This window comes from Mesorhizobium sp. KR9-304, assembly GCF_040049215.1.
Taxonomy (GTDB): Bacteria; Pseudomonadota; Alphaproteobacteria; order Rhizobiales; family Rhizobiaceae; genus Mesorhizobium_K.
This window is the reverse complement of sequence record NZ_JBDZDN010000002.1, coordinates 31,305-52,430: the sequence shown is the minus strand read 5'-3', so window position 1 is coordinate 52,430 and position 21,126 is coordinate 31,305. Positions and strand designations below refer to the sequence as shown.

Annotated in this window: 18 protein-coding genes and 1 pseudogene; 8 read left to right on the top strand and 11 right to left on the bottom strand. The window is 64.5% G+C overall.

What is annotated here, in order from left to right:
• Positions 1 to 21: 21 nt before the first annotated feature.
• The 5 genes from ABLE71_RS12495 to ABLE71_RS12475 all read right to left on the bottom strand — a co-directional run bounded on the left by ABLE71_RS12495 (position 22) and on the right by ABLE71_RS12475 (position 5,337).
• On the bottom strand, positions 22 to 1,119 hold the full coding sequence (locus ABLE71_RS12495; protein WP_348783777.1) for a Gfo/Idh/MocA family oxidoreductase: 1,098 nt from the start codon (positions 1,117 to 1,119) through the stop codon (positions 22 to 24).
• 21 nt (positions 1,120 to 1,140) lie between these two features.
• On the bottom strand, positions 1,141 to 1,956 hold the full coding sequence (locus tag ABLE71_RS12490) for an ATP-binding cassette domain-containing protein (protein WP_348783776.1): 816 nt from the start codon (positions 1,954 to 1,956) through the stop codon (positions 1,141 to 1,143).
• A complete protein-coding gene (locus ABLE71_RS12485; protein WP_348783775.1) occupies positions 1,953 to 3,134 on the bottom strand; it encodes an ABC transporter permease in 1,182 nt (393 codons plus the stop codon). Before ABLE71_RS12485 ends, ABLE71_RS12490 begins: the two co-directional genes overlap by 4 nt.
• Positions 3,135 to 3,370: 236 nt before the next feature.
• On the bottom strand, positions 3,371 to 4,339 hold the full coding sequence (locus ABLE71_RS12480) for a sugar ABC transporter substrate-binding protein (protein ID WP_348783774.1): 969 nt from the start codon (positions 4,337 to 4,339) through the stop codon (positions 3,371 to 3,373).
• A gap of 83 nt (positions 4,340 to 4,422) precedes the next feature.
• A complete protein-coding gene (locus ABLE71_RS12475; RefSeq protein ID WP_348783773.1) occupies positions 4,423 to 5,337 on the bottom strand; it encodes a polysaccharide deacetylase family protein in 915 nt (304 codons plus the stop codon).
• 360 nt (positions 5,338 to 5,697) lie between these two features.
• Here ABLE71_RS12475 and ABLE71_RS12470 point away from each other — a divergent pair, with 360 nt between their 5' ends.
• On the top strand, positions 5,698 to 6,936 hold the full coding sequence (locus ABLE71_RS12470) for a DegT/DnrJ/EryC1/StrS family aminotransferase (RefSeq protein WP_348783772.1): 1,239 nt from the start codon (positions 5,698 to 5,700) through the stop codon (positions 6,934 to 6,936).
• A gap of 41 nt (positions 6,937 to 6,977) precedes the next feature.
• Here the strand turns inward: ABLE71_RS12470 and ABLE71_RS12465 are convergent, their stop codons facing one another.
• From ABLE71_RS12465 to ABLE71_RS12445, 5 genes are all read right to left on the bottom strand, one after another.
• Positions 6,978 to 8,435 (bottom strand): PLP-dependent aminotransferase family protein, encoded by a 1,458-nt coding sequence (locus ABLE71_RS12465; RefSeq protein WP_348783771.1) that lies wholly within the window; start codon positions 8,433 to 8,435, stop codon positions 6,978 to 6,980.
• Between the two features lie 14 nt (positions 8,436 to 8,449).
• On the bottom strand, positions 8,450 to 8,698 hold the full coding sequence (locus tag ABLE71_RS12460) for a hypothetical protein (protein ID WP_348783770.1): 249 nt from the start codon (positions 8,696 to 8,698) through the stop codon (positions 8,450 to 8,452).
• An 11-nt stretch (positions 8,699 to 8,709) separates the two neighbouring features.
• Positions 8,710 to 9,618 (bottom strand): myo-inosose-2 dehydratase, encoded by a 909-nt coding sequence (iolE, locus tag ABLE71_RS12455; protein WP_348783769.1) that lies wholly within the window; start codon positions 9,616 to 9,618, stop codon positions 8,710 to 8,712.
• Positions 9,619 to 9,774: 156 nt separating this feature from the next.
• Positions 9,775 to 10,857: a PAS domain S-box protein gene (locus tag ABLE71_RS12450; protein WP_348783768.1), complete on the bottom strand. Its 1,083-nt coding sequence runs from the start codon at positions 10,855 to 10,857 to the stop codon at positions 9,775 to 9,777.
• 83 nt (positions 10,858 to 10,940) lie between these two features.
• Positions 10,941 to 11,777: a Ku protein gene (locus ABLE71_RS12445; RefSeq protein ID WP_348783767.1), complete on the bottom strand. Its 837-nt coding sequence runs from the start codon at positions 11,775 to 11,777 to the stop codon at positions 10,941 to 10,943.
• Between the two features lie 488 nt (positions 11,778 to 12,265).
• Here ABLE71_RS12445 and ABLE71_RS12440 point away from each other — a divergent pair, with 488 nt between their 5' ends.
• The 6 genes and pseudogenes from ABLE71_RS12440 to urtE all read left to right on the top strand — a co-directional run bounded on the left by ABLE71_RS12440 (position 12,266) and on the right by urtE (position 18,746).
• Positions 12,266 to 12,574 (top strand): hypothetical protein, encoded by a 309-nt coding sequence (locus ABLE71_RS12440; protein WP_348783766.1) that lies wholly within the window; start codon positions 12,266 to 12,268, stop codon positions 12,572 to 12,574.
• A gap of 346 nt (positions 12,575 to 12,920) precedes the next feature.
• A pseudogene (gene urtA, locus ABLE71_RS12435) lies at positions 12,921 to 14,153 on the top strand (urea ABC transporter substrate-binding protein); the annotation flags it as partial.
• A 91-nt stretch (positions 14,154 to 14,244) separates the two neighbouring features.
• Entirely contained in the window at positions 14,245 to 15,864 is a 1,620-nt protein-coding gene (gene urtB, locus ABLE71_RS12430) for an urea ABC transporter permease subunit UrtB (RefSeq protein ID WP_348783765.1), read from the top strand.
• Positions 15,861 to 17,111 carry an urea ABC transporter permease subunit UrtC gene (gene urtC / locus ABLE71_RS12425; protein ID WP_348783764.1) on the top strand — a complete coding sequence of 417 codons (1,251 nt, stop codon included), beginning with the start codon at positions 15,861 to 15,863 and terminating at the stop codon, positions 17,109 to 17,111. Before urtB ends, urtC begins: the two co-directional genes overlap by 4 nt.
• Positions 17,112 to 17,114: 3 nt before the next feature.
• The gene (gene urtD / locus ABLE71_RS12420; RefSeq protein WP_348783763.1) at positions 17,115 to 17,861 is read left to right on the top strand and encodes an urea ABC transporter ATP-binding protein UrtD; all 747 of its coding nucleotides are present in this window, start codon (positions 17,115 to 17,117) and stop codon (positions 17,859 to 17,861) included.
• Positions 17,862 to 18,050: 189 nt separating this feature from the next.
• Positions 18,051 to 18,746 carry an urea ABC transporter ATP-binding subunit UrtE gene (gene urtE / locus ABLE71_RS12415; protein ID WP_348783762.1) on the top strand — a complete coding sequence of 232 codons (696 nt, stop codon included), beginning with the start codon at positions 18,051 to 18,053 and terminating at the stop codon, positions 18,744 to 18,746.
• Between the two features lie 467 nt (positions 18,747 to 19,213).
• Here the strand turns inward: urtE and ABLE71_RS12410 are convergent, their stop codons facing one another.
• Positions 19,214 to 19,930, bottom strand: a complete 717-nt coding sequence (locus ABLE71_RS12410) for a GntR family transcriptional regulator (RefSeq protein ID WP_348783761.1) — start codon at positions 19,928 to 19,930, stop codon at positions 19,214 to 19,216.
• A 154-nt stretch (positions 19,931 to 20,084) separates the two neighbouring features.
• On the opposite strand from ABLE71_RS12410, the gene ABLE71_RS12405 reads away from it, so the two are divergent.
• A complete protein-coding gene (locus ABLE71_RS12405; protein ID WP_348783760.1) occupies positions 20,085 to 21,095 on the top strand; it encodes an ABC transporter substrate-binding protein in 1,011 nt (336 codons plus the stop codon).
• Positions 21,096 to 21,126 lie beyond the last annotated feature (31 nt).

The window sequence follows — 21,126 nt, the reverse complement described above, 5'->3', positions numbered from 1 at the left end:
GAAGTTATCCAAGTCTTGCGGTCAGATCGTCTCCAGATAGCGGCGGGTCAGGCCGATCAGCAGTTTCTGGTCGCGGGCTGCGTGTTCCGGGAGGTTGACGACCGGCTCCCCGTTGACGATCGAAGCGTGGAAGCCGCGCAATTCCTCGACGAAGGCTTCCTGGTAGCCAGGGCGAATCTCGTCGCTGGAGAGGGTGTAACCATCTGATTTCTTTAGCGTAAGCCGCGTCGGGTGGTGGTTCAGATAAGGCGAGGGGAACTCCAGCTCCAGGATCGCATCGTCGAAATAGAGGGAGATCCGCTCCTTGTAGTCGGCGAGCTTCGGCACGGTCAGGTGGGACATGGTCCAGACCGCTTGGCCATCAAGAAGCCGCACGGTTCCCTGGCCGCCGGCTCCATTGGCGAAAATCTGGCCGCCGACAACCTCGCCATCTGGAACGCCAAGCGCATCGAGCAGCCCGTGCACGGCATTGACGTCGTGGATAAGCGAAGAGCTGTAGGCCGATGTGTATCCAGAAAAGGCGAGCTTGCTCAAAGGCTTGCCGAAAGCTGCCTCTACCTGGGCCCGTTTTTTGTTCACAGCGGCCTGTTTCAACGCGTCCGGCACGTCATTTCCGAATTTCGTACGGGAATGAGCAATGAATGGCCACGCATCGGGGTCGTTGACCTCGACGGAGACGTAGCGGAGCGTTTTTGCCGTACCGGGGAGTACGGTGATGGCGTGACGGTAGGCCGGGTCGAAGCGCTTCATGTAGCCGACCTGGACGACACGACCGGCCTTGTCGCGGGCGGCGATAATGTCCGCGATTTCCTCGGGGGAGTAACACAGCGGCTTCTCGCAGAAGACATGCGACCCACGCGCGAGCGCTGCCATGACCAATTCGTGGTGGAGCGGGTCGGGCGCGGCGATGACGACCGCATCGAGTTTCCGGTCGAGCAGGGCGTCGGGGGTTTTGAAGCAGGGAACGCCCCAGGTGGCGGTCACGAACTGACGGGCGGTGGCCGACGGATCGGCGACGCCGACCAGTTCGAAAAGATCGCCGAGCGCGACAAGGTTCGGGATGTGCTCGACCTGCGAAATGGTGCCGGCACCGATGACGCCGACGCGTAGTCTGGACATGAATTCAAGCTCCGATATGAATCATACCGCCGCGGCCGGGCGGTTGCCGATGGCCGCCAGCAGCACCGCGATCTCGGCCTCGACCGCCTTCAGATCCTCGCCGCCGGACATGATCGAGATGACCTCGTCGCGGGAGATTTCGGATTTGGCGTAGGTACCGCGGTTGCGGCCCCGGTTGAGCAGGGTGAAGGTGTCGCCGACCGGATAGGCATGGTGGATGTTGTGGCTGATGAAGATGACGGCCAGCCCGCGCATGCGCGCCTCGACGATGAACTTCAGCACCATCGCCGCCTGATGCACGCCGAGCGCGGAAGTCGGCTCGTCGAGGATCAGCACCCTGGCGCCGAAATGCACCGCGCGCGCGATCGCCACCGACTGGCGCTCGCCGCCGGACAGAGTGCCGACGGCCTGGGTCGGGTCGCGCACGTCGATGCCGATATCGGCCATCGCCTGCTTGGCGACCGCATTGGCGAGTTCCTTGTCGATGCGGGAGAAGGGCAGGCGGCTCTTCGTCGGCTCGCGCCCCAGGAAGAAGTTGCGCGAGATCGACATCATCGGGATCATACCGAGGTCCTGGAACACGGTCGCCACGCCAAGTTCCTGCGCATCGCGCGGGCTGCGGAAGGTTACCGGCCTGCCGTCGACCAGTATCTCGCCCTTGCTCGGCCGGTGAACGCCCGACAGCACCTTGATCAGCGTCGATTTGCCGGCGCCGTTGTCGCCGAGCAGGCAATGCACCTCGCCCGGATAGACCTTGATGTCGATGTCCTGCAGCGCCTTGACGGAGCCGAAGCTGACGCTGACGCCGCGCAGCTCCATGGCGGGGGTGAGGGTCATCGGCTGCGTCCTCCGCCGAGCGCCTTGGTTCGGATGTAGGTGTTGACCAGCACGGCGGCGAGGATGACGAGGCCGAGGAAGACCTTGAACCAGTCGGTATCGATGCCGGTGTAGAAGATGCCCATCTGGACGAGGCCGAAGATCAGCGAGCCGAACAGCACGCCGTAGACGGTGCCGTAACCGCCGGTCAGAAGCACGCCGCCGATGACTGCCGCGATGATCGCCTCGAATTCCTTGAGCAGGCCGCGCGTGGTGTCGGCGGAGCCCGCTTCCATGACCTGGATGGTGGCAAGCAGCGTGGCGGCGCAGGCGGTGCAGATGAAGAGGCTGATCTTCACGCGCCCGACCGGCACGCCGACATTGCGCGCCACGTCCTGGTCGCCGCCGGTGGCGAAGATCCAGTTGCCGTAGCGTGTCTGGGTGAGCACGTAGCCGGCGATGACGGTGATCCCGATCCACCAGACGATGGACGCCGGGACGCCGGCGACGAAAGGAACGCCGTCGGAGCGCGCGCCAATCCAGCCCTGGTCGGCCATCCACTGGAAGAAGCCGGTGAGGAGATGGCCGTTGAAGAGGCCTGCAGTCCACGGATCGGGCACGTCCTCGAGGATGTAGGGTATCTGCGTGCGGCCGGTGACGGCGCGGGTGATGCCGATCGAAAGGCCACGCAGGATGAAGAGCGACGCCAGCGTGACGATGAAGGACGGCAGCCGCGTCTTCACCACGATCAGGCCGTTCATGTAGCCGAAGAAGATGGCGACGGCGAAAGCCGAGGCGATGCCGCCCCAGAGGGGAAAGCCGAGTTCGCGAACCGTCAGTCCGATGACGACGCCGGCAAAGCCGATCATCGAGCCCACGGACAGGTCGAACTCACCGGCGATGATGAGCAGCGCGGCGGCGGTGGCGATGATGCCAAGCTCCGCCGACAGCGTCAGGAAGGTCATCGCCCCCTGCAGCGAATAAAGATTGGCCGCTCCGGGCAGCAGGGCGAAGATGATGATTGTCGCGAGCAAGCCGCCGGCGGCGCCCGCTTCGGGGCGGCGGAGCAGCTTGGTGAAGGCACCAGCCTGGGCCAGCCGTTCGTCGGCGTCAGCCGACCGCTTCGGCTTGATGCCGAAGCGGTTTTCGGTCGTTGCCGCCACGTCCCCAGATGTGACTTGCTGTTCCACAGCCGCCATTAGGCTCCCCAAATTTTCAGATCACAAGATTGATGATGTGCAAACAGGCTCCGGATGGGGAAGTCCTGTCGACCCCTGCTCCGGTCGCTTCGCGGCCACCTTTCCCCCGATCGACGGGGAGAGGAAATAGCGGCACCGCCGGCTCCCTTCCTCTCCCCCGGGCAGGGGGAGAGGTGGCCGCGAAGCGGCCGGAGTGGGGGTGCTTCAACCGGGCGCGAAGAGCCCAACCGACTACTTTAGCGGATACCGTCCTTGGCGAGGCCGAGCATGGCCTGGGCCTTGGCCGGCGTGTCGATGAAGAGCGGGCCGGTGTAGGAGTCGTTGATCGGCCAGAAGCCGTGGGTGGCGTTCTCGACCATATAGATGACCGGCAGGAAGCCCATGAGGTACTGCTGGGCGTCCATGCCAAAGCCCATCTCGCCGGCGATGACGGAGTCGAGCACCTCGGGGCTGATGTCGAAGGTGTAGAGCTTCAGCTTGCCGAAGAGCTCCTTGTCGCGGAACATCGGGATCAACGGGTTGGCGGCGCCGGCGCCCATGGCGAACACGGCCTGCACGTCCGGATGGGCCGAGAGGTAAGCCTCGGTGCGGCGGGTGATGTCGGCCGGGTCCGGCGTGACGGCGACGACTTCGGTGCCGCCGCCGGAAGGCGACAGGCCGTCGTTCAGCCCGCGGCAGCGGTCGTCGAGGCTGACATTGCCGACTTCGTGGTTGATGCAGACGACCTTCAGGATGCCGTCCTTGGCGAGGCGTTCGCCGGCCTTCTTGCCGGAGTCGTATTCGGACACGGTGCCGACATAGAGCGTGGTGCCCATCGCCTCGCCGGTCAGTTCGCCGGAGTCGACGACGACCACCGGGATGCCGGCGGCAAGTGCTGCCTGCACAGACTTCTTCATGGCGTCGGCGTCAGCGATCGAGACGGCGATGCCGTCCGGCTTGGTGGCGATTGCGGCTTCCATCAGGCGCGCCTGCTCGACCACGTCGAACACTTGCGGCGAATGATATTCGACGGTTGCGCCGGTGAGCGCGGCAGCGTCGTCGACGCCGCGCTTGACAACCGACCAGTAGGGGTCGGAGGCTGAGCCGTGGACGACGAAGGCGATGCGGACGTCCTTTGCTTCCTTCAGGTTGGCGGCCTGAGCCAGTCCGGCGAGAAAACTCGCCGAGACTAGGGTTGCGAAGGCGAGTTTGGCTAAGAGCTTCATATTCTGTCTCCCGTTTGCCGTTAGAGTTGCAGTTCCCTTGGTGCTGCGCGCCGAAAGGCGGGCAAATCGAACGGGTGCGCGTCTTATGCGCGCTTTCCCTGTGCGAGTTCGTTGTTACGGGCAGGCAGCTTGCCGCGCAGTTCGTCGCGCAATGGCTTCATGCCGATGATGTCGAGATCCTGCGCCAGCAGCCAGGAGCCAAAAGCTTCGTTGCGGAAAACGTCGTATTCTTCCGTGCGGATATAGGCGGCGCGCGGCTCGATCAGTTCCAGCTCGCCGGGCGCGTTGAAATGCAGGCAGAGGAAGGTCAGCCCTTCCTTCACGCTTTCGATGATCGCCCGGTATGCAGGCTCGGCCGGTTTCGTGCGCGGCCGGCCCCAAGTCGTCTGCAGCGCGGCGTCGAAGATTTCGAAGCCGGCGGCGCGGGCCTTGCCCACGCCCCGGGCGTGGGCCTCCTCGGTCACGCCAACGAGGTTGTCGTTGGGCGTGTAGGCGGCGATGGTCGAGGTGAGCAGGATCGGCAGGCGGTATTCGAGTCCGAGCCTGATGTAGATATCGCAGAATTCGGGCGACAGCGCGCAGCCCATATGCGCGTCGAGATGGGTGACGTCGATGCCCGCGGCATAGGCGGTTTCGATCTGCGCGCGAAGCTCCGTCTCGACCGCGTCGGGATGTGCCAGCCGCCGGGTCGTGGCGACATCGGGATGGAAATAGCCGAGGTCGTCAACGAGGCCGGAAGCTCGTGACGGAGCGGTGAGCGGACCCCATTTGTAGTGGCGCTTCTCTGCGTTGAGCGTGAGGTGGACGCCGACATCGAGCGCCGGATCGCTGGCAGCGGCTTCCGCGAGTTCCGGGAACCACGGGCAGGGCACCATGACAGCGCCGGAGCTGCAGACGCCGAGTTTCGTGAGCTCGAAGAAGGCGGTGTTGGCGCCGTGGCACATGCCGACGTCGTCCTCATGCAGCACGAGGCGGCGCTTGGAGGCGGACGCGGTCATGCGCGAAACCCGTTTTTGCGGATGCCAGCCTGCGTCGCGGGTCGTCCAAAGTCTGTTCCTGAAGTCATGGAACCAACCGTTTAGCCAAAATGGCGTCTAGCCAAATGGCGTTGCCCAACTGGACTAAAGGGAACCGCGAAACCGGCCGGCGAGACAGAGCCACTTCGGCGGATTCTGATGGATACGCTTGCAACACGCTGGTCCGGGACCGCGCTTGCCGGCGCAAAACAGGCGGGAAAGCGCCGTACGAAGAGCCAGTGGATCGGTCCGATTGGCGTGGAGTGGTTCTTTCGTGCTCCGGCGGGCAGGTGCATCACACGATACCAATTTCATTTTCCCGACAAGCGACCGGAGGCGGCGATGTATCTAGCGGGCGAGGAAGAGATCGAGGCGATCGCCAGGGTGATCCGCTCCGGCAAGCTGTTCCGCTATCGCGACGACAGCGAATGCGAGCGCTTCGAGAAGCGTTACGCCAAACATCTTGATGTCGGCGAATTCGCGCTCGGCGCGAGTGGGACATACGGGCTGGCTGCCGGGCTGGTGGGGCTCGGCATCGGACCCGGAGACGAGGTGCTGGTACCGGCGCACACCTACATGGCGACCGCGACCGCGGTGCTGGCGGTGGGCGCGATCCCGGTCATCGTCGATATCGACGAGACGATCACGATCAGCCCGGATGCGATAAGCGATGCGATCGGACCGCATACGCGCGCCATCATCCCCGTCCATATGTGGGGCGCGGCCTGCAACATGGACGCCATCATGGATATCGCCGACCGGCGCGGGCTCAAGGTGCTGGAGGATGTCTGCCAGGGCATCGGCGGGTCCTACGAGGGTCGCAAGCTCGGTTCGATCGGGCACGCCGGCGCATTCAGCTTCAACTTCTTCAAGAACATGAGCGGCGGCGAGGGCGGCGGTATCGCCACCAGCGATCCCAAGGTCGCGGAACGTGCCCGCTGCTACATCGATCCGTGCCATTTCTACTGGCAGGGCAGGAACGACGAGACGAAGCCTTTCGCCGGCGTCGGCGCGCGCGCATCGGAACTCCTGGGCGCCATGCTCAACGTGCAGCTCGACAGGCTGGACGGGATGATCCGCGCGATGCGGGCGGAGAAGAAGAAGATACTCGCCGGCACGAAACATCTCGACAATCTCGGCCTGAGGGCAAGCCCGATGAACAGCGCCGACCACGATTGCGCGACGCAGGTGATGTACCTGCTGCCGACGGAGGACGCCGCGCAGGCTTTCGTGAAGGCGATGCCAGCCGTGATCGCCGGCAAGACGGGGCGTCATACCTTCACGCAATGGGATCAGGTGCTGATGCATGAGGGCGCGCACCACACGGCGCTGAACCCCTACACGCTGCCCGAGAACAAAGGCCTGCGCCTGGATTACAAGGAGGGCATGTGCAAGGGATCGCTCGAGATCCTCAACTGCACCGTGATGGTGGCGACCAGCCCGATGCACAGCGACGAGGAGGTCGCCGCGATCATCCACAATATCGACCAGGCGGCGCGGGTGGCGCTGGAGGATGCGGCGCTGGACGAGGTGGTTATCCGCAACCAGCCGGCGGTGGATCTGCAGAAGTTCGACGCCTGACTGGAACGCCGATATTCGCTGCGTGCAAATGGCTTCCGGTGCTATTCCCGGTCGAGCCGCATGAAGGCGGCGCGCAGCGCGAGTACGGCGCGCAGGATCTGGCGCTCGTCCATTGCGGCGTAGCCGAGCAGCAGTCCATGCTCGGGCGCGGTCGAGTGGTAGTTGATCGAGATCGCCTGTACGTCGAGCCCCTCCTTGACGGCGGCGGCGACCACGTCGAAGTCGTTCAGCGGCCGCTTGAAGCTGGCGAGCAACTGCATGCCGGAATCGTTCTCCGCCACCGTCACCCAGTCGCCGAGATGCTCGCGGCACAGTTTCACGAAATTCGCCTGCCGGCGCGCGTAGAGCCGGCGCATGCGCTTCAGATGGGTGGCGAAATAGCCCTGCTTGATGAAATCGTTGACGGTGGCCTGAAGGATCAGCGGCGCGAACTGGCCGGTGATCGATACAGCCTTGTCGAAGGACGAGACCAGCTCGGGCGGGACGATCAGGTAGCCAATGCGCAAGGCAGGCAGCAGAGTCTTGCCGAACGAGCCGATGTAGACGACGTGGTTGGCGTGATCGAGGCCGCGCAGCGCCGGCACCGGGCGGCCGCGGAAGCGATATTCGCCGTCGAAATCATCCTCGATGATCCAGGCGCCATGGCGCTCGGCGATGTCGAGTAGCTGCAGCCGCTCCTCGATGCGCATGATGGTGCCGAAGGGCCATTGGCACGAGGGCGTGACATAGATCAGGCGCGGCTGCGGAAGGTCGGGATCGGAGAGGTTCCAGCCTCGGCGGTCGACCTTCAGCGGCGCGAGTTTCGCGCCGGCGGCGAGGAAGGCGCTCTTGGCGCCGAGATAGCCCGGCTCCTCCATCCAGACATGGTCGCCCTCGTCCATCAGCACGCGCGAGACGAGGTCCAGCGCAGCCTGCGCGCCGGTGACGACGATGACCTGCTCTGGCGCGCAGTCGATGCCGCGCGAGACCGAGATGTTGCTGGCGATGGTGGCGCGCAGGCCGGGATGGCCGGCGAAGGAGAGATAGCCGAGCAGGGTCTCGTCGCGCGAGCGCGAATTGCGCACCAGTAGGCTTGACCAGATGGAGAAGGGGAACGATGCGGTCTCGGGCACGCCGGGGTGGAAATTGATGACGCCCGCATTTCGCGGCGGCTGTGGGCCGTTGACGATCGTCTCGCCGCGCGCCGACAGGCGGCGCGGGCTGCCGCCGAGACGGGTGCGCGGGCTGGCGGGCGTGCGGGCCTGCTTGATCTGCGCGACCCAGGTGCCGGAGCCGGCGCGCGCCTCGATGAAGCCCTCGGCGAGCAGCTGGTCGTAGGCGGCGATGACCGTGTTGCGCCCGACCTTGAGGTCCTCGGCGAGCGAACGGGTGGAGGGAAGCAGCGTGTTCGGGGCGATCTGGCCATCGAGGATGAACCGGCGTAGCGCGCCGTAGATCTGCCGGTGCATCGGATCGTCCGAGGCGCGGTCGACCGACAGGATGTCCAGGGACAGGCGCATATGCTCGCCCAACGTCACGCTCCTTGCGCTTGGTCGCCAGGAGACTGCATCTTTTCGGCACGATGCTCCAGCCGTGCGGCGCGCAAGATCTTCTCCTCGTTGAGGATGCGCACCGTATCGAGGACGAGGCGCCGCGTCGCCGTGCTGACCAGCCTGTCGCCCTTGAGAGCGCGATGGACAGTGCCGGCGCCGAGCGCGGATCGCTCCGCGATCTCCTTGATCGTGCAGTGCCTTTCCGAACCGAGCCCGACCTCGTAGGCCATCGTTTCCGCCCTCAGCCCTGTCGCTCCAGCACCGCGAAACCGGCCTCCCTGGCGGTCGCGAGGAGCGAGCGGTAGCCCTTGGTGGCGTAGGTGAGAGGATGTGCCTTGGCCGGATCCTGCTCGGCCTCGACAATCAACCAGCCATCGTAGCCGCGAGTGGCCAGCGGCCTCAGCAGCGACAGGAAGTCGATGGAGCCGTCGCCGGGCACGGTGAAGATGCCTTCCATGACGGCGGCCATGAAGCTCACGTCCCTGGCGCGGGCTCTTTCGAGGACTGGCCCACGCACATCCTTGCAGTGGAAATGCACGATGCGGTCGAGATGTCGGCGCAGCAGGGAGTTCGGGTCGCCGCCGGAGAACAGGCAATGGCCGGTGTCGAAGAGCAGCCCGACGGCTTCGCCGGTGGACGCCATCAGCCTGTCGACCTCGGCGTCGGTCTCGACGATGGTGCCCATATGGTGGTGGAAGGCCATGCCGACGCCGAATTCGGCGAAACGTTCGGAGAGCTCCGTGATCTTCCTGCCGTAGGCCGGCCAGTCGCCGTCGGGCAGGCGAGGACGCTCGGAGATCGGCGCGTGGATGGCGTCGTGGCGGCCGCGCGAGGTGTCGGCATAGACGACACGCTTCGCACCGAGATCGCGCAGCAGGGTCAGGTGCGGGAGGATGGCGTCGAATTCCTCGTCGACCTCGCGGTCGAGGATGCGGCCGTCATACCATCCGGAGGCGAGTTCGAGGCCGTTGGAAGCGAGGATCGGGCCAAGCTCTGCGCTCTTGCGCGGGAATTTGCCGCCGAGCTCGGTGCCGCGGTAGCCTGCCTGAGCCGTCTCGGCGAGGCAGGTCTCCAGCGGCGTGTTGCCGCCGAGTTCCGGCACGTCGTCATTCGTCCAGGTGATGGGATTGATGCCGATCCTGACTGCCATTTAGTGCCGCCTCACTGGACCCGCCCATAATCCTGGGAACGGGCCATTTTGGCAGAACTTGGCAGGTGAGAGGACCCGTCACTAGGTCCAGTTCCGCCGATTTCGGGGGAACCATCAAGCTGCGTCATGAATGATGAGGCGTGGTGCTGCTGCCGCCTAGGCTGGCGCCGGCGCCTCGGCCCTGGCGAGCATCTGGCTGTGTTCGCCGACCGGCAGAACGAGCGTGGTTTCAACCGGGGCGGCCAACGCCCATCTGGTGCGCCCGGGCGAGCGCTCGAGCACCGCAGTGCCGCTCAGCGACTGCGGCGTCACGCGCTGAAGCACGACGCTGCCAAAACCCTTCCTCGGCTCGGCGGGTTCCTTTGCCTCTGCCGGTGCCGCCACGGAAGTCTCGTCCCAAACCAGCTGGAACTCCCGGCGGCCTTCGGCCGAGGTGACGATGTGCCAGTTGATCGCTATCTGGCCTGCACCGGCTGAAAGAGCGCCGTATTTCGACGAGTTGGTTCCAAGCTCGTGGAAAGCCATGCCGAGATGCTGGACGGCGTTCGGCTGCAGCGTGACGAGCGGGCCGGAAAGCGAGATCTGTTCGTCATGGCCAAACGGCTTGAGGTGCTCCTGCAGCAGATCGATCAGGCTGGCGCCGGTCCATTCCGACGTGACGAGCAGATCGTGCGAGCGCGACAGCGCCATGATGCGGTCGCGTATCTGCTCCTCGAACTCGCGTGGATCGGTGGCGCGCCGGCTGGTCTCGCGGACAACGGACAGGATCACCGCGAACTGGTTTTTCACGCGATGGTTGACCTCTCGCATCAGCAAGCGGATGCGGCGTTCATTCTCCTTCGCCAGCGTGATGTCGCGGGCGATCTTGGACGCGCCGACAATCTCGCCGTCGTCGCTCCTGATCGGGGAGACGGTCAGCGAAACGGCAACGAACGTGCCGTCCTTTCGGCGGCGCGTTGTCTCGTAGCTCGCGACCTGATCGCCTGACCGCACGCGGGAGATGATTTCGGCCTCCTCGCTCTGCAGACCCTCGGGAATGAGCATGAGCACCGACTGGCCGATGGCTTCCTCGGCGGTGTAGCCGAAGAGGCGCTCGGCCGCATGGTTCCAGGTCGTGATGATGCTGTTCAGATCTTTGCTGATGATGGCATCGAACGAGGAATCGACAATGGCGGCCAGCCGCGCATTAGCGAGCCGATCGAGGGCGCCATGAGTCGGGAGGTCGCTCTTCGTGGCCACGAGAACACGCTAACCGGGGTGCCGAGTCGGAGCAATTCTTCCACCCGGGAAGGCGCAGTCCTGCGGCAAGTCCACCCGACGTCTCATGCGGCCGATTTTCTTCGTCCGCCGGCGGCCGGCTTCCTGGCCTTGTCGGTCTTGATGCCTTCCTTCTCCAGGCTCTTGCGCAGAACGTCGGCAAGATTGACGACGTTTTCCTTCGGCGGCGCGGCTGGCTTCTGCGGCTTCTTGCCGGCTTTTTTGGCGTTGATCATCTCGATCAGCGCGTTCTCGTAGCGGTCCTCGAATTTCGACGGATCGAATTTGCCGATCTTCTTGTCGATCAGGAGCGTTGCAATCTCGACCATTTCCGGATCGGTCTTCGGTACCTTTATGCCGTCGAAGATCGCCTTCTCGGAGACGACATCCGTGGCGTTGCGCAGCGTCGTCATCATCATGCCGTCGCCGTACGGCCGGATGACGACCTCGCGCCCGCGCTGGTAAAGCACGATGCGGGCGCGGGCGGCAGCCTTCTTCGTCGCCAGCGCCTTGCGGATCACGGCAAAGGGTTCCTTCGACATGGCGTCGGCCGGTACGATGTAATAGGGCTTGTCGAGATAGCGCTGATCGATAGAGGCGAGATCGACGGTCTCTTCCACCTCGAGCATATGCTCGGTGGTGGGCTTCAGCTTCTTGATGTCTTCCGGCTCGATCAGGAGGTACTCGCCTTTGTTCAGCTCGTAGCCTTTGACCTGATCTTCGGCGCCGACGATGTCGCCGGTGACCTCGTCGACATAGGCGGCTTTCACCGGCAGGCGGTCCTTCCGGTTCAGGATGCGGAAATGAATCTTCTCGGATTCGCTTGCAGCGTTGATCAGCTTGATGCCGCACGATACGCCGCCGAATTTCAGAAACCCCTTCCAGACCGCACGCAACGACATGTCGTACTCCTAACTCCGACACCAAGGGCGCCTGATACGCCCTAACCAGTTAAAACAAGCCGAAAGGGCTTTGGTTCCCCAAGTGTCGACCCGGGCGGCGACGCCGTCAAGCATGGCTGGAAAGCCTCTTGACGTCGCGCGTCCGCCGGATGACCTCGTCGGTGCCGATGTGCGTCTTGGCGCGGCCGGCGATAAGGGTCGAGACAACCGACACGGGATCGCTCGCCGGGAAAGTGTCTTCCAGCCCCTCGCTGAGTTGTTCTTCCAGCGTCTCGAAATCTTCAGCGCGGCCAGGTGTGCGCCGCCGGCGCGTGCTTCGGTGGTGGCCATGAATGTCGCTGTCTCCTGCTAGGTGCGCGTGGACACAACTCGATGGGCTGCGACCTTGTTCCAAACGTTAGGCAGTCTGCGCATGTGCCCATCGGCACCGGGCTGTCGAGGGCAAAAACATCTGCTACGATTGGTCCGTACCGGCAGGGGACCGACACGTGAAAAAGCTCGTACTGGCAATCGTCGCGGCTCTGACGCCCGTCGAGGCGTCCGCAATCGTGCGGTATATGGTGCAGGACATGACCTGTGCCGAGGTCCAGGATGCGGTGAACCGCGACGGCGTTGCGATCCTTTACCGGAAATCGGGCAGCAACGGCGTTCCGCTCTACGATCGCTACGTGGCGAACGAATCCTTCTGCCAGGCCGGCCAGGATGCGATCAAGGAAAGCGTGCCGACCGCCGACACGCGCAGCTGCCGTGTCAGCAAATGCATGGACGGGACCCGCTTCGGCGGCAGCGACAGGTAGGCTTCGCGCTTCCCTCGTCCACAATCAACGTCCATAAAATAGGCACGCGTTAACTTCTGCTTAAAACTTAGACATAGTTTTGTGCGCTGCGCAAAATTCCCTCACCGTCCCTTGCGGCAAGGAACCGTCTACTCAGGCAGGATATGTAGCCGGCTTTCCTAGGTCACTGAAATCGCAACACAAACGCCTTGTGGCATAGGCTCTCCGCTGAATTGGCACAGCCATTGCATCGTCTACTGCGGTGCAACGCCCAGTGGGAGATCTCCGTATGAGGGGTAGTTTTTCGACGATAACCAATTTCCTGTCCGCGAGTGCGATCGCGGCAGGCATCGGCCTCGCTTCGCCGGCGATGGCGCAGGAAGAGACAATCAAGGTCGGCGTCCTCCACTCGCTGTCGGGCACGATGGCGATTTCGGAGACGACGCTGAAGGACACGATGCTGTTCCTGATCGACGAGCAGAACAAGAAGGGCGGCCTGCTCGGCAAGAAACTCGAAGCAGTCGTCGTCGACCCGGCGTCCGACTGGCCGCTGTTTGCCGAAAAGGCGCGCGAGCTGCTCGCGGTCAACAAAGTGGCGGCGGTGTTCGGCTGCTGGACCTCGGTGTCGCGCAAGTCCGTGCTGCCGGTGTTCGAAGAGCTCAACGGCCTGCTCTTCTACCCCGTCCAGTACGAGGGCGAGGAAAGCCAGCGCAACGTGTTCTACACGGGTGCTGCGCCGAACCAGCAGGCGATCCCGGCGGTCGACTACCTGATGAGCGAGGACGGCGGTTCGGTGAAGCGCTGGGTGCTCGCCGGCACCGACTACGTCTATCCGCAGACGACCAACAAGATCCTGCAGGCCTACCTTGAATCGAAGGGCGTGGCCAAGGAAGACATCATGATCAACTACACGCCGTTCGGTCATTCCGACTGGCAGACGATCGTGACCGACATCAAGAACTTCGGCTCGGCCGGCAAGAAGACCGCCGTGGTGTCGACCATCAACGGCGACGCCAACGTGCCGTTCTACAAGGAACTCGGCAACCAGGGCATCAAGGCCGAGGACATCCCGGTCGTCGCCTTCTCGGTGGGCGAGGAAGAACTCGCCGGCCTCGACACCGCTCCGCTGGTCGGCCACCTGACCGCGTGGAACTACTTCCAGTCGGTCGACGTGCCGGAGAACGCGGCTTTCATCGACGCCTGGCGCACCTTCATCAAGAACGACAAGCGCGTCACCAACGACCCGATGGAAGCCCATGTGATCGGCTTCAACATGTGGGTCAAGGCGGTCGAGAAGGCCGGCACCACCGATCCGGACGCCGTGATCGACGCCATCATCGGCGTGTCGGTGCCGAACCTCACGGGCGGCTTCTCGTCCATGATGCCGAACCACCACATCACCAAGCCGGTGCTTATCGGCGAGATCCAGGCCGACGGCCAGATGGAGACCGTATGGGAGACCTCCGGCCTCGTGGTCGGCGACGAATGGTCCGACTATCTGCCCGACTCCAAGGACCTGATCTCCGATTGGCGCGCCCCGATGTCGTGCGGCAACTTCAACGTCGCCACCGGCAAATGCGGCGGCAAGGGCACCAACTGACGCGAGAGGCCTGAGGCCATCGCGAACAGCTCCGGGCGGATCCCTCCTCTTCGCCCGGAGCGTCTTGATCACAACAAGGCCCGCTCATTCCGTGACCATCCTCTTCAGACGGCTGCTGCTGACGGTCCTTGTGGCGCTCGCCTTCGTTGCGCCGGCATCCGCGGACGAAGCCGCGCTGCGCACGATCATCGCGAAATTCGCCACGGCAAAGGGGTTCCCGGCCACCGAGGCGATCGTACGCGAACTCGCCGCCACGGGAGACACGTCCGTCGAGCGGCCGCTGGCGGCGCTGGCGGAAGGCAATCTCTATTTCCGCAAAGCCGATAGCGCCGTCTTCATCGGCGCCGAGGCCGGACAGGCGGTCAAGCTTGCCGACCCGCTGACCGGCGCTGAAGCCGGCGAGGAACCCAAGGCGGCAGTCACCAAGGTTCGCGTCAACAACACCTTGCGGCGCGTCATCCGCGACCTGCTCGGCACGCTTACACTGGGATCTGACGATCCTGCCGTCCGCATTGCCGCCGCCGAGACGATGTTCCGCACGCCGGATCCCGCGGCGATACCCGCCCTCGACGCCGCGATTGCCAAGGAGACCGTCTCCAGCGTCAAGACAAGGCTGGAGCAGGCGCGCGCTTCCGCCGTGCTCCTGTCCGACCTGCCCGAGGCGGAAAAGCTCGCGGCGATCGACGTGATCGCGTCCCGCGGCGACCGCGAGGCGCTGTCGCTGCTGACCGCCTATGAGGCAAGCTCGCAAGGCGCGCTGAAGGACGCCGTTTCCGCGGCGGTCACCAGAATGAACGCGACGCTGGCGCTTTGGAACGCCGGGCAGAACATCTGGTACGGCCTGTCGCTCGGCTCGGTGCTGCTGCTCGCCGCGATCGGCCTCGCGATCACCTTCGGCGTCATGGGCGTCATCAACATGGCGCATGGCGAGATGGTGATGCTCGGCGCATACACGACCTTCGTGGTGCAGAACGTCATTCGCACCACATTCCCCGGCCTGTTCGACTGGTCGCTGGCGATCGCCCTGCCGCTTGCGTTCATCGTCGCGGGTGGCGTCGGACTTGCCATCGAGCGCGGCATCATCCGCTTCCTCTACGGCCGGCCGCTGGAGACGCTGCTCGCCACCTGGGGCGTGTCGCTGATCCTGCAGCAGTCGGTGCGCACGATTTTCGGACCGACCAATCAGGAAGTCGGAAACCCGTCCTGGATGTCGGGAGCGTTCGATATCGGCGAACTGTCGATCACCTGGAACCGGCTCTGGATCCTGGTGTTCTCGCTGGCCGTGTTCTTCCTGCTGCTGTTCGTCATGAAGCGCACGCCCTGGGGCCTGCAGATGCGCGCCGTGACGGCCAATCGCCGCATGGCGGCCTCGATGGGCATCAAGACGCCGTGGGTCGACGCGCTGACCTTCGCGCTGGGCTCGGGCATAGCCGGCATCGCGGGCGTGGCACTGTCGCAGATCGACAATGTGTCGCCCAATCTGGGCCAGGGCTACATCATCGACAGCTTCATGGTGGTGGTGTTCGGCGGCGTCGGCAATCTGTGGGGCACGCTGGTCGGCGCCTTCTCGCTCGGCGTGCTCAACAAGTTCCTCGAGCCCTACGCCGGCGCGGTGCTCGGCAAGATCCTGGTGCTGGTGCTGATCATCCTGTTCATCCAGAAACGTCCACGCGGCCTGTTCGCGCTGAAGGGCAGGGCGGTGGAAGCATGATGGCCGCGCGGCTCTTCGGCTCCGACAAGCGCATCGCGATCACCATCGCGATCCTGGTCGCGGCGGCGATCGTCGTGCCTGTCCTCAACCTCGCCGTGCCTGACGGCAGCGCATTCCACGTGCCGCCCTACATGGTGGCGCTGGTCGGCAAATATCTCTGCTACGCGCTGCTGGCGCTGTCGCTCGACCTCGTCTGGGGCTATTGCGGCATCCTCTCGCTCGGACACGGCGCGTTCTTCGCGCTCGGCGGCTATGCCATGGGCATGTACCTGATGCGCCAGATCGGGTCGCGCGGCGTCTACGGCAACCCGGACCTGCCCGACTTCATGGTGTTCCTGAACTGGAAGGAACTGCCCTGGTTCTGGTACGGCTTCGACCAGTTCTGGTTCGCGGCGCTGATGGTGATGGTGGTGCCGGGGCTGCTCGCCTTCGTGTTCGGCTGGTTCGCCTTCAGGAGCCGCGTGACCGGCGTCTACCTGTCGATCATCACGCAGGCGATGACCTATGCGCTGCTGCTCGCATTCTTCCGCAACGACATGGGCTTCGGCGGCAACAACGGCCTGACCGACTTCAAGGACATTCTCGGCTTCAACGTTCAGGCCAACGCGACCCGCTCGGGGCTGTTTGCCGCGAGCGCCATCGCGCTGGCGCTCGGCGTCTTCGTGACGTGGCTGACCGTAACCTCGAAGTACGGCAAGATCCTGATCGCCGTGCGCGACGCCGAAAGCCGCACGCGCTTTCTGGGCTGGCGCGCGGAGAACGTAAAGCTCTTCGCCTTCACCGTGTCGGCCGTGATGGCCGGCATCGCCGGCGCCCTCTACGTGCCGCAGGTCGGCATCATCAATCCCGGCGAGTTCGATCCGGCCAATTCGATCGAGGTGGTGGTGTGGGCCGCCGTCGGCGGGCGCGGCACGATCGTCGGCCCGATCATCGGCGCGCTGCTGGTCAACGCCGGCAAGAGCTGGTTCACCGGCGCCATTCCCGAGCTCTGGCTGTTTGCGCTCGGCGGGCTGTTCGTCGCCGTCACGCTGTTCCTGCCGAAAGGCATTCTGGGCCTGTGGGACCAGTGGCGCGGCAGGGGTGGCGGCAAGGCCGAGCGCGCGGCGTCGGTCGCCGCGGAGAAGGGTATCGACACGGACGAAACACCGCCGAAGATCGTGCGTCCGCAGGCGGGCGAGAAGCCCGGCGCCCAAACCGGCGCCTGGGCGAACCCCAACAGCGGCCCCGAGCCGCAGCCGGCGGAGTAGGCGATGTCGAAATCCGGCACCATCCTCTATCTCGACGGCGTCTCGGTTTCCTTCGACGGTTTTCGCGCCATCAACAATCTCTCGCTCGTGCTCGACAAGGGCGAGATGCGCGCCATCATCGGGCCGAACGGCGCCGGCAAGACGACGATGATGGACATCGTCACGGGCAAGACCCGTCCCGACGAAGGTGAAGTGTTCTTCGACGGGCAGGTTGACCTGACCAAGCATGACGAGGCCGAGATCGCGATGATGGGCATCGGCCGGAAATTCCAGAAGCCGACCGTGTTCGAGAGCCATACGATCGAGGAGAACCTGCTGCTTTCGCTGAGCGGTCCGCGCTCCATATTCCCGGCGCTGTTCTACCGCCGCTCGGTCGCCGACAGCCGCCGCATCGACGACATCCTCGGCATCATACGCCTTGGCGACAAGCGCGACGAACTCGCCGCCAACCTGTCGCACGGCCAGAAGCAGTGGCTGGAGATCGGCATGCTTTTGGCGCAGGACCCGAAGCTGCTGCTCGTCGACGAGCCTGTCGCCGGCATGACCGACGCGGAGACGGAGGAGACCGCGCGGCTGCTCAAGGACATCGCGCGCGAGCATTCGGTCATCGTGGTCGAGCACGACATGCATTTCGTGCGCGAGCTCGGCGTCAAGGTGACGTGCCTGCACGAGGGTTCGGTGCTTTCGGAAGGCTCGCTGGATTTCGTTTCGGCCGACGACCGCGTCGTCGAAGTCTATCTGGGGCGTTGAGGATGTATTGGCGCTTTCCCATCGATCGGCCGGTTTCATCGCCCTCGCGCGCCTCGCAGCGCGTGCGCTCCTGCGGTCTCCTGCGGTCGATAGTTAGTTTCACCAACCCCCTCTGGCGGGCCGGAAGGCCAGCCACCCCCGCTTCGGCGGGGGCGCGGGGGGACCAGGGTGACCACGGGGGCCTTCGCCATGCTTGAGGTAAGAGACGCCACGCTCCACTACGGCGCGGCGCAGGCGCTGCGCGGTGTCTCGCTGACCGCGCTGCCGGCCAGGATCACCTGCGTGCTCGGCCGCAACGGCGTCGGCAAGACCAGCTTGATGAGATCGATCGTCGGCCATCACCGGCTGACATCGGGAAGCGTAGCCTTCGAGGGGAAGGCGCTCGACCGGAGCGCGGCGTATGATCGCGCCCGGTCGGGCATCGCATTCGTGCCGCAAGGGCGGGAGATTTTTCCGCTGCTGACGGTGAAGGAAAATCTCGAATCCGGCTATGCGCCGCTGAAGCGCGCCGAGCGCCATGTACCCGAGCACGTGTTCGAGCTTTTCCCGGTGCTGAAACAGATGCTGTCGCGGCGCGGCGGCGATCTTTCGGGCGGACAGCAACAGCAACTGGCCATCGGCCGCGCGCTGGTGATGCGGCCCAAGCTGCTCGTGCTCGACGAGCCGACCGAAGGCATCCAGCCGTCGATCATCAAGGACATCGGCCGCGCCATCCGCTACCTGCGCGACACCGCCGGCATCGCCATCCTGCTGGTCGAGCAGTATCTCGACTTCTGCCGCGAGCTCGCCGACGAGGTGAACATCATGGACCGCGGCCTGATCGTGCACACCGGCCCCGCCGAGGACCTCGACACGGCCGAGGTGAAGCGCTTCCTGACAGTGTAGGGGCGCTGCTCGCCGATCCCGATAACTTTTTCGTGGCTTGCCCGGAGCGTCTGGCCGTTGTTGATTTGCGGGCAGGGTCGCTGCGGGCAATGGAAAAGGGTTCGCGATGCTCCGAATTCACCGGACGATAATTGCGCTCATTGTCGGGGTCTCCGCGTTCGCGTCGGCGGGGTGCCAGGCAACGTCGACCGCCGGAGGCTATGAGCCCGCCAACTGCGCGATGGTGGGATCGCGTTGTTCTCGCGACCGGTAACGCCATCGCGCGCGTCTTGCAGTTGAGCGGAATCTCGTGGGCCGACGCGGCGTTCTGCGCATCAGCGGCCTGCTCGCGCCGCTATTCGAGCCAGGTGGCGAACTGCTCGACATTCTGCCGATCCTGCACGAGGCGTAACGCCGCTGGAGAGCCAGCTCGACGATCGCGGCCTAGCAAGCGCTGAGATCCAGCCTTCCCCACACGCCCCGGGCGTTCAGTCGCCGTCGAACAGCGCCGGATATTCCCGGGCGAAGTCTTCCAGTTCCCCGATCACCGAATCAAGATGAGCCGACATTGCGTTTCGGGCGGCAAGGGAATCGCCGGCGGCGATCGCCGCGACGATTTTCGCATGCTCCCTGAAGGTCAGGGCGATACGTCTGGGCGTGATCAGCAGCCGGCGGGCGCGATCGAGCGACAATCGAGCGCCCTCCACCATGGCCCGCACGCGCGGATAGCCGACCACCGAAACGAACAGGTCGTGCAACTCCAGGTCGAGCCGGTGGAATCGCGCGCGATCATCCCCGGATATGGCTGCTTTCTGCTCGCGCATGTTGAGCCGCAATGCTGAAAGCAGCTCTTTCGAGCGGTGCTGCGCGTGGTGCGCAACGGCTTCCCCTTCCAGGGCGCGGCGCAGGAACATGTTCTCGCGCGCATCGGCAAGGCGTATGCGCGAAACGATCGATCCGCTTTGCGGGCGGATGTCGACCAGACCCTCCGCCTTGAGGCGGTTCAACGCCTCGGCGACGGGGAAACGCGACACGCCGAACCGCCGCGTCAATTCCGCCTTGTCCAATTTGGTCCCGGGTTCGAATTCAAGGTTGACGATGGCACGGCGCAGGCCTTCGACTACCCGGGCGGTAGCCCCGGATGACCGCGGTGTGGGAACCGCAGGGAAGCCGGCCGTCAGATCATTTTCTTCGGTTGCGCCCATACTGACATGTTAGTAGGTTGATCGCCGGGTGCCAATGGCGGCCTTGTCCGGGCTGAGGAGGAAGGTTCGGACAAATCACGCAATCCGCAAATTGGGCCGCTAACCGGCAGTCGATCGCGCCAAATGGCGACGACGACGCCACAGGGAGGAAGTCATGAACAAAGCTCTGCATCGGGCAATTCTGGCCACGGGGTTCATCCTCGCGGCAACCGCATCCCAAGCCGATACCTCGGGCAAGAAGATCGCGCTTTCCAACAACTATGCCGGCAATTCGTGGCGCCAGGCCATGCTGAAGAGCTGGGACAAGGTCACCAAGCAGGCAGTCGCCGACAAGATCGTCGCCGCGGCCGATCCGTTCACCACGGCCGAAAACCAGGTGACCGAGCAGGCGGCGCAGATTCAGAACATGATCCTCCAGGGTTATGATGCGATCGTCATCAACGCTGCCTCGCCGGACGCGCTAAACGGCGCCGTGAAGGAGGCATGCGACGCCGGCATCACGGTCGTGTCCTTCGACGGCATCGTCACCGAACCCTGCGCCTGGCGGATTGCCGTCAACTTCAAGCAGATGGGCAAGGACGAGGTCCTCTACCTCAAGGACAAGATGCCGGAAGGCGGCAATCTGCTGGAAATCCGCGGCCTCGCCGGTGTCTTCGTCGACGACGAGATCTCGAAGGGCATCCACGAGGGCGTGGCGGAGAATCCGCAGTTCAAGATCGTCGGCTCCGTGCATGGCGACTGGGCGCAGGATGTCGCGCAGAAAGCCGTTGCCGGCATCCTGCCTTCGCTGCCCGAGATCAAGGCGGTCGTGACGCAGGGCGGCGACGGCTATGGTGCGGCGCAGGCCTTCAAGGCCGCCAACCGGCCGACACCGCTGATCATCATGGGCAACCGCCAGGACGAACTCGCCTGGTGGAAGGAGCAGAAGGACGCCAACGGCTACGAGACCATGTCGGTGTCGATCGCTCCCGGCGTCTCGACGCTGGCCTTCTGGGTTGCCCAGCAGATCCTGGACGGCAAGGAGGTACCCAAGGACCTGACCGTGCCATTCCTGCGCATCGACCAGGCGAATCTCGAGGAGAACCTCGCCAACACGGAAGTGGGCGGCGTGGCCAATACCGAATATTCGCTCGAGGACGCGCAGAAGGTCATCGGCGGCATGTGATATTGACCGGGCGGGCAGCCTTCGACAGGTT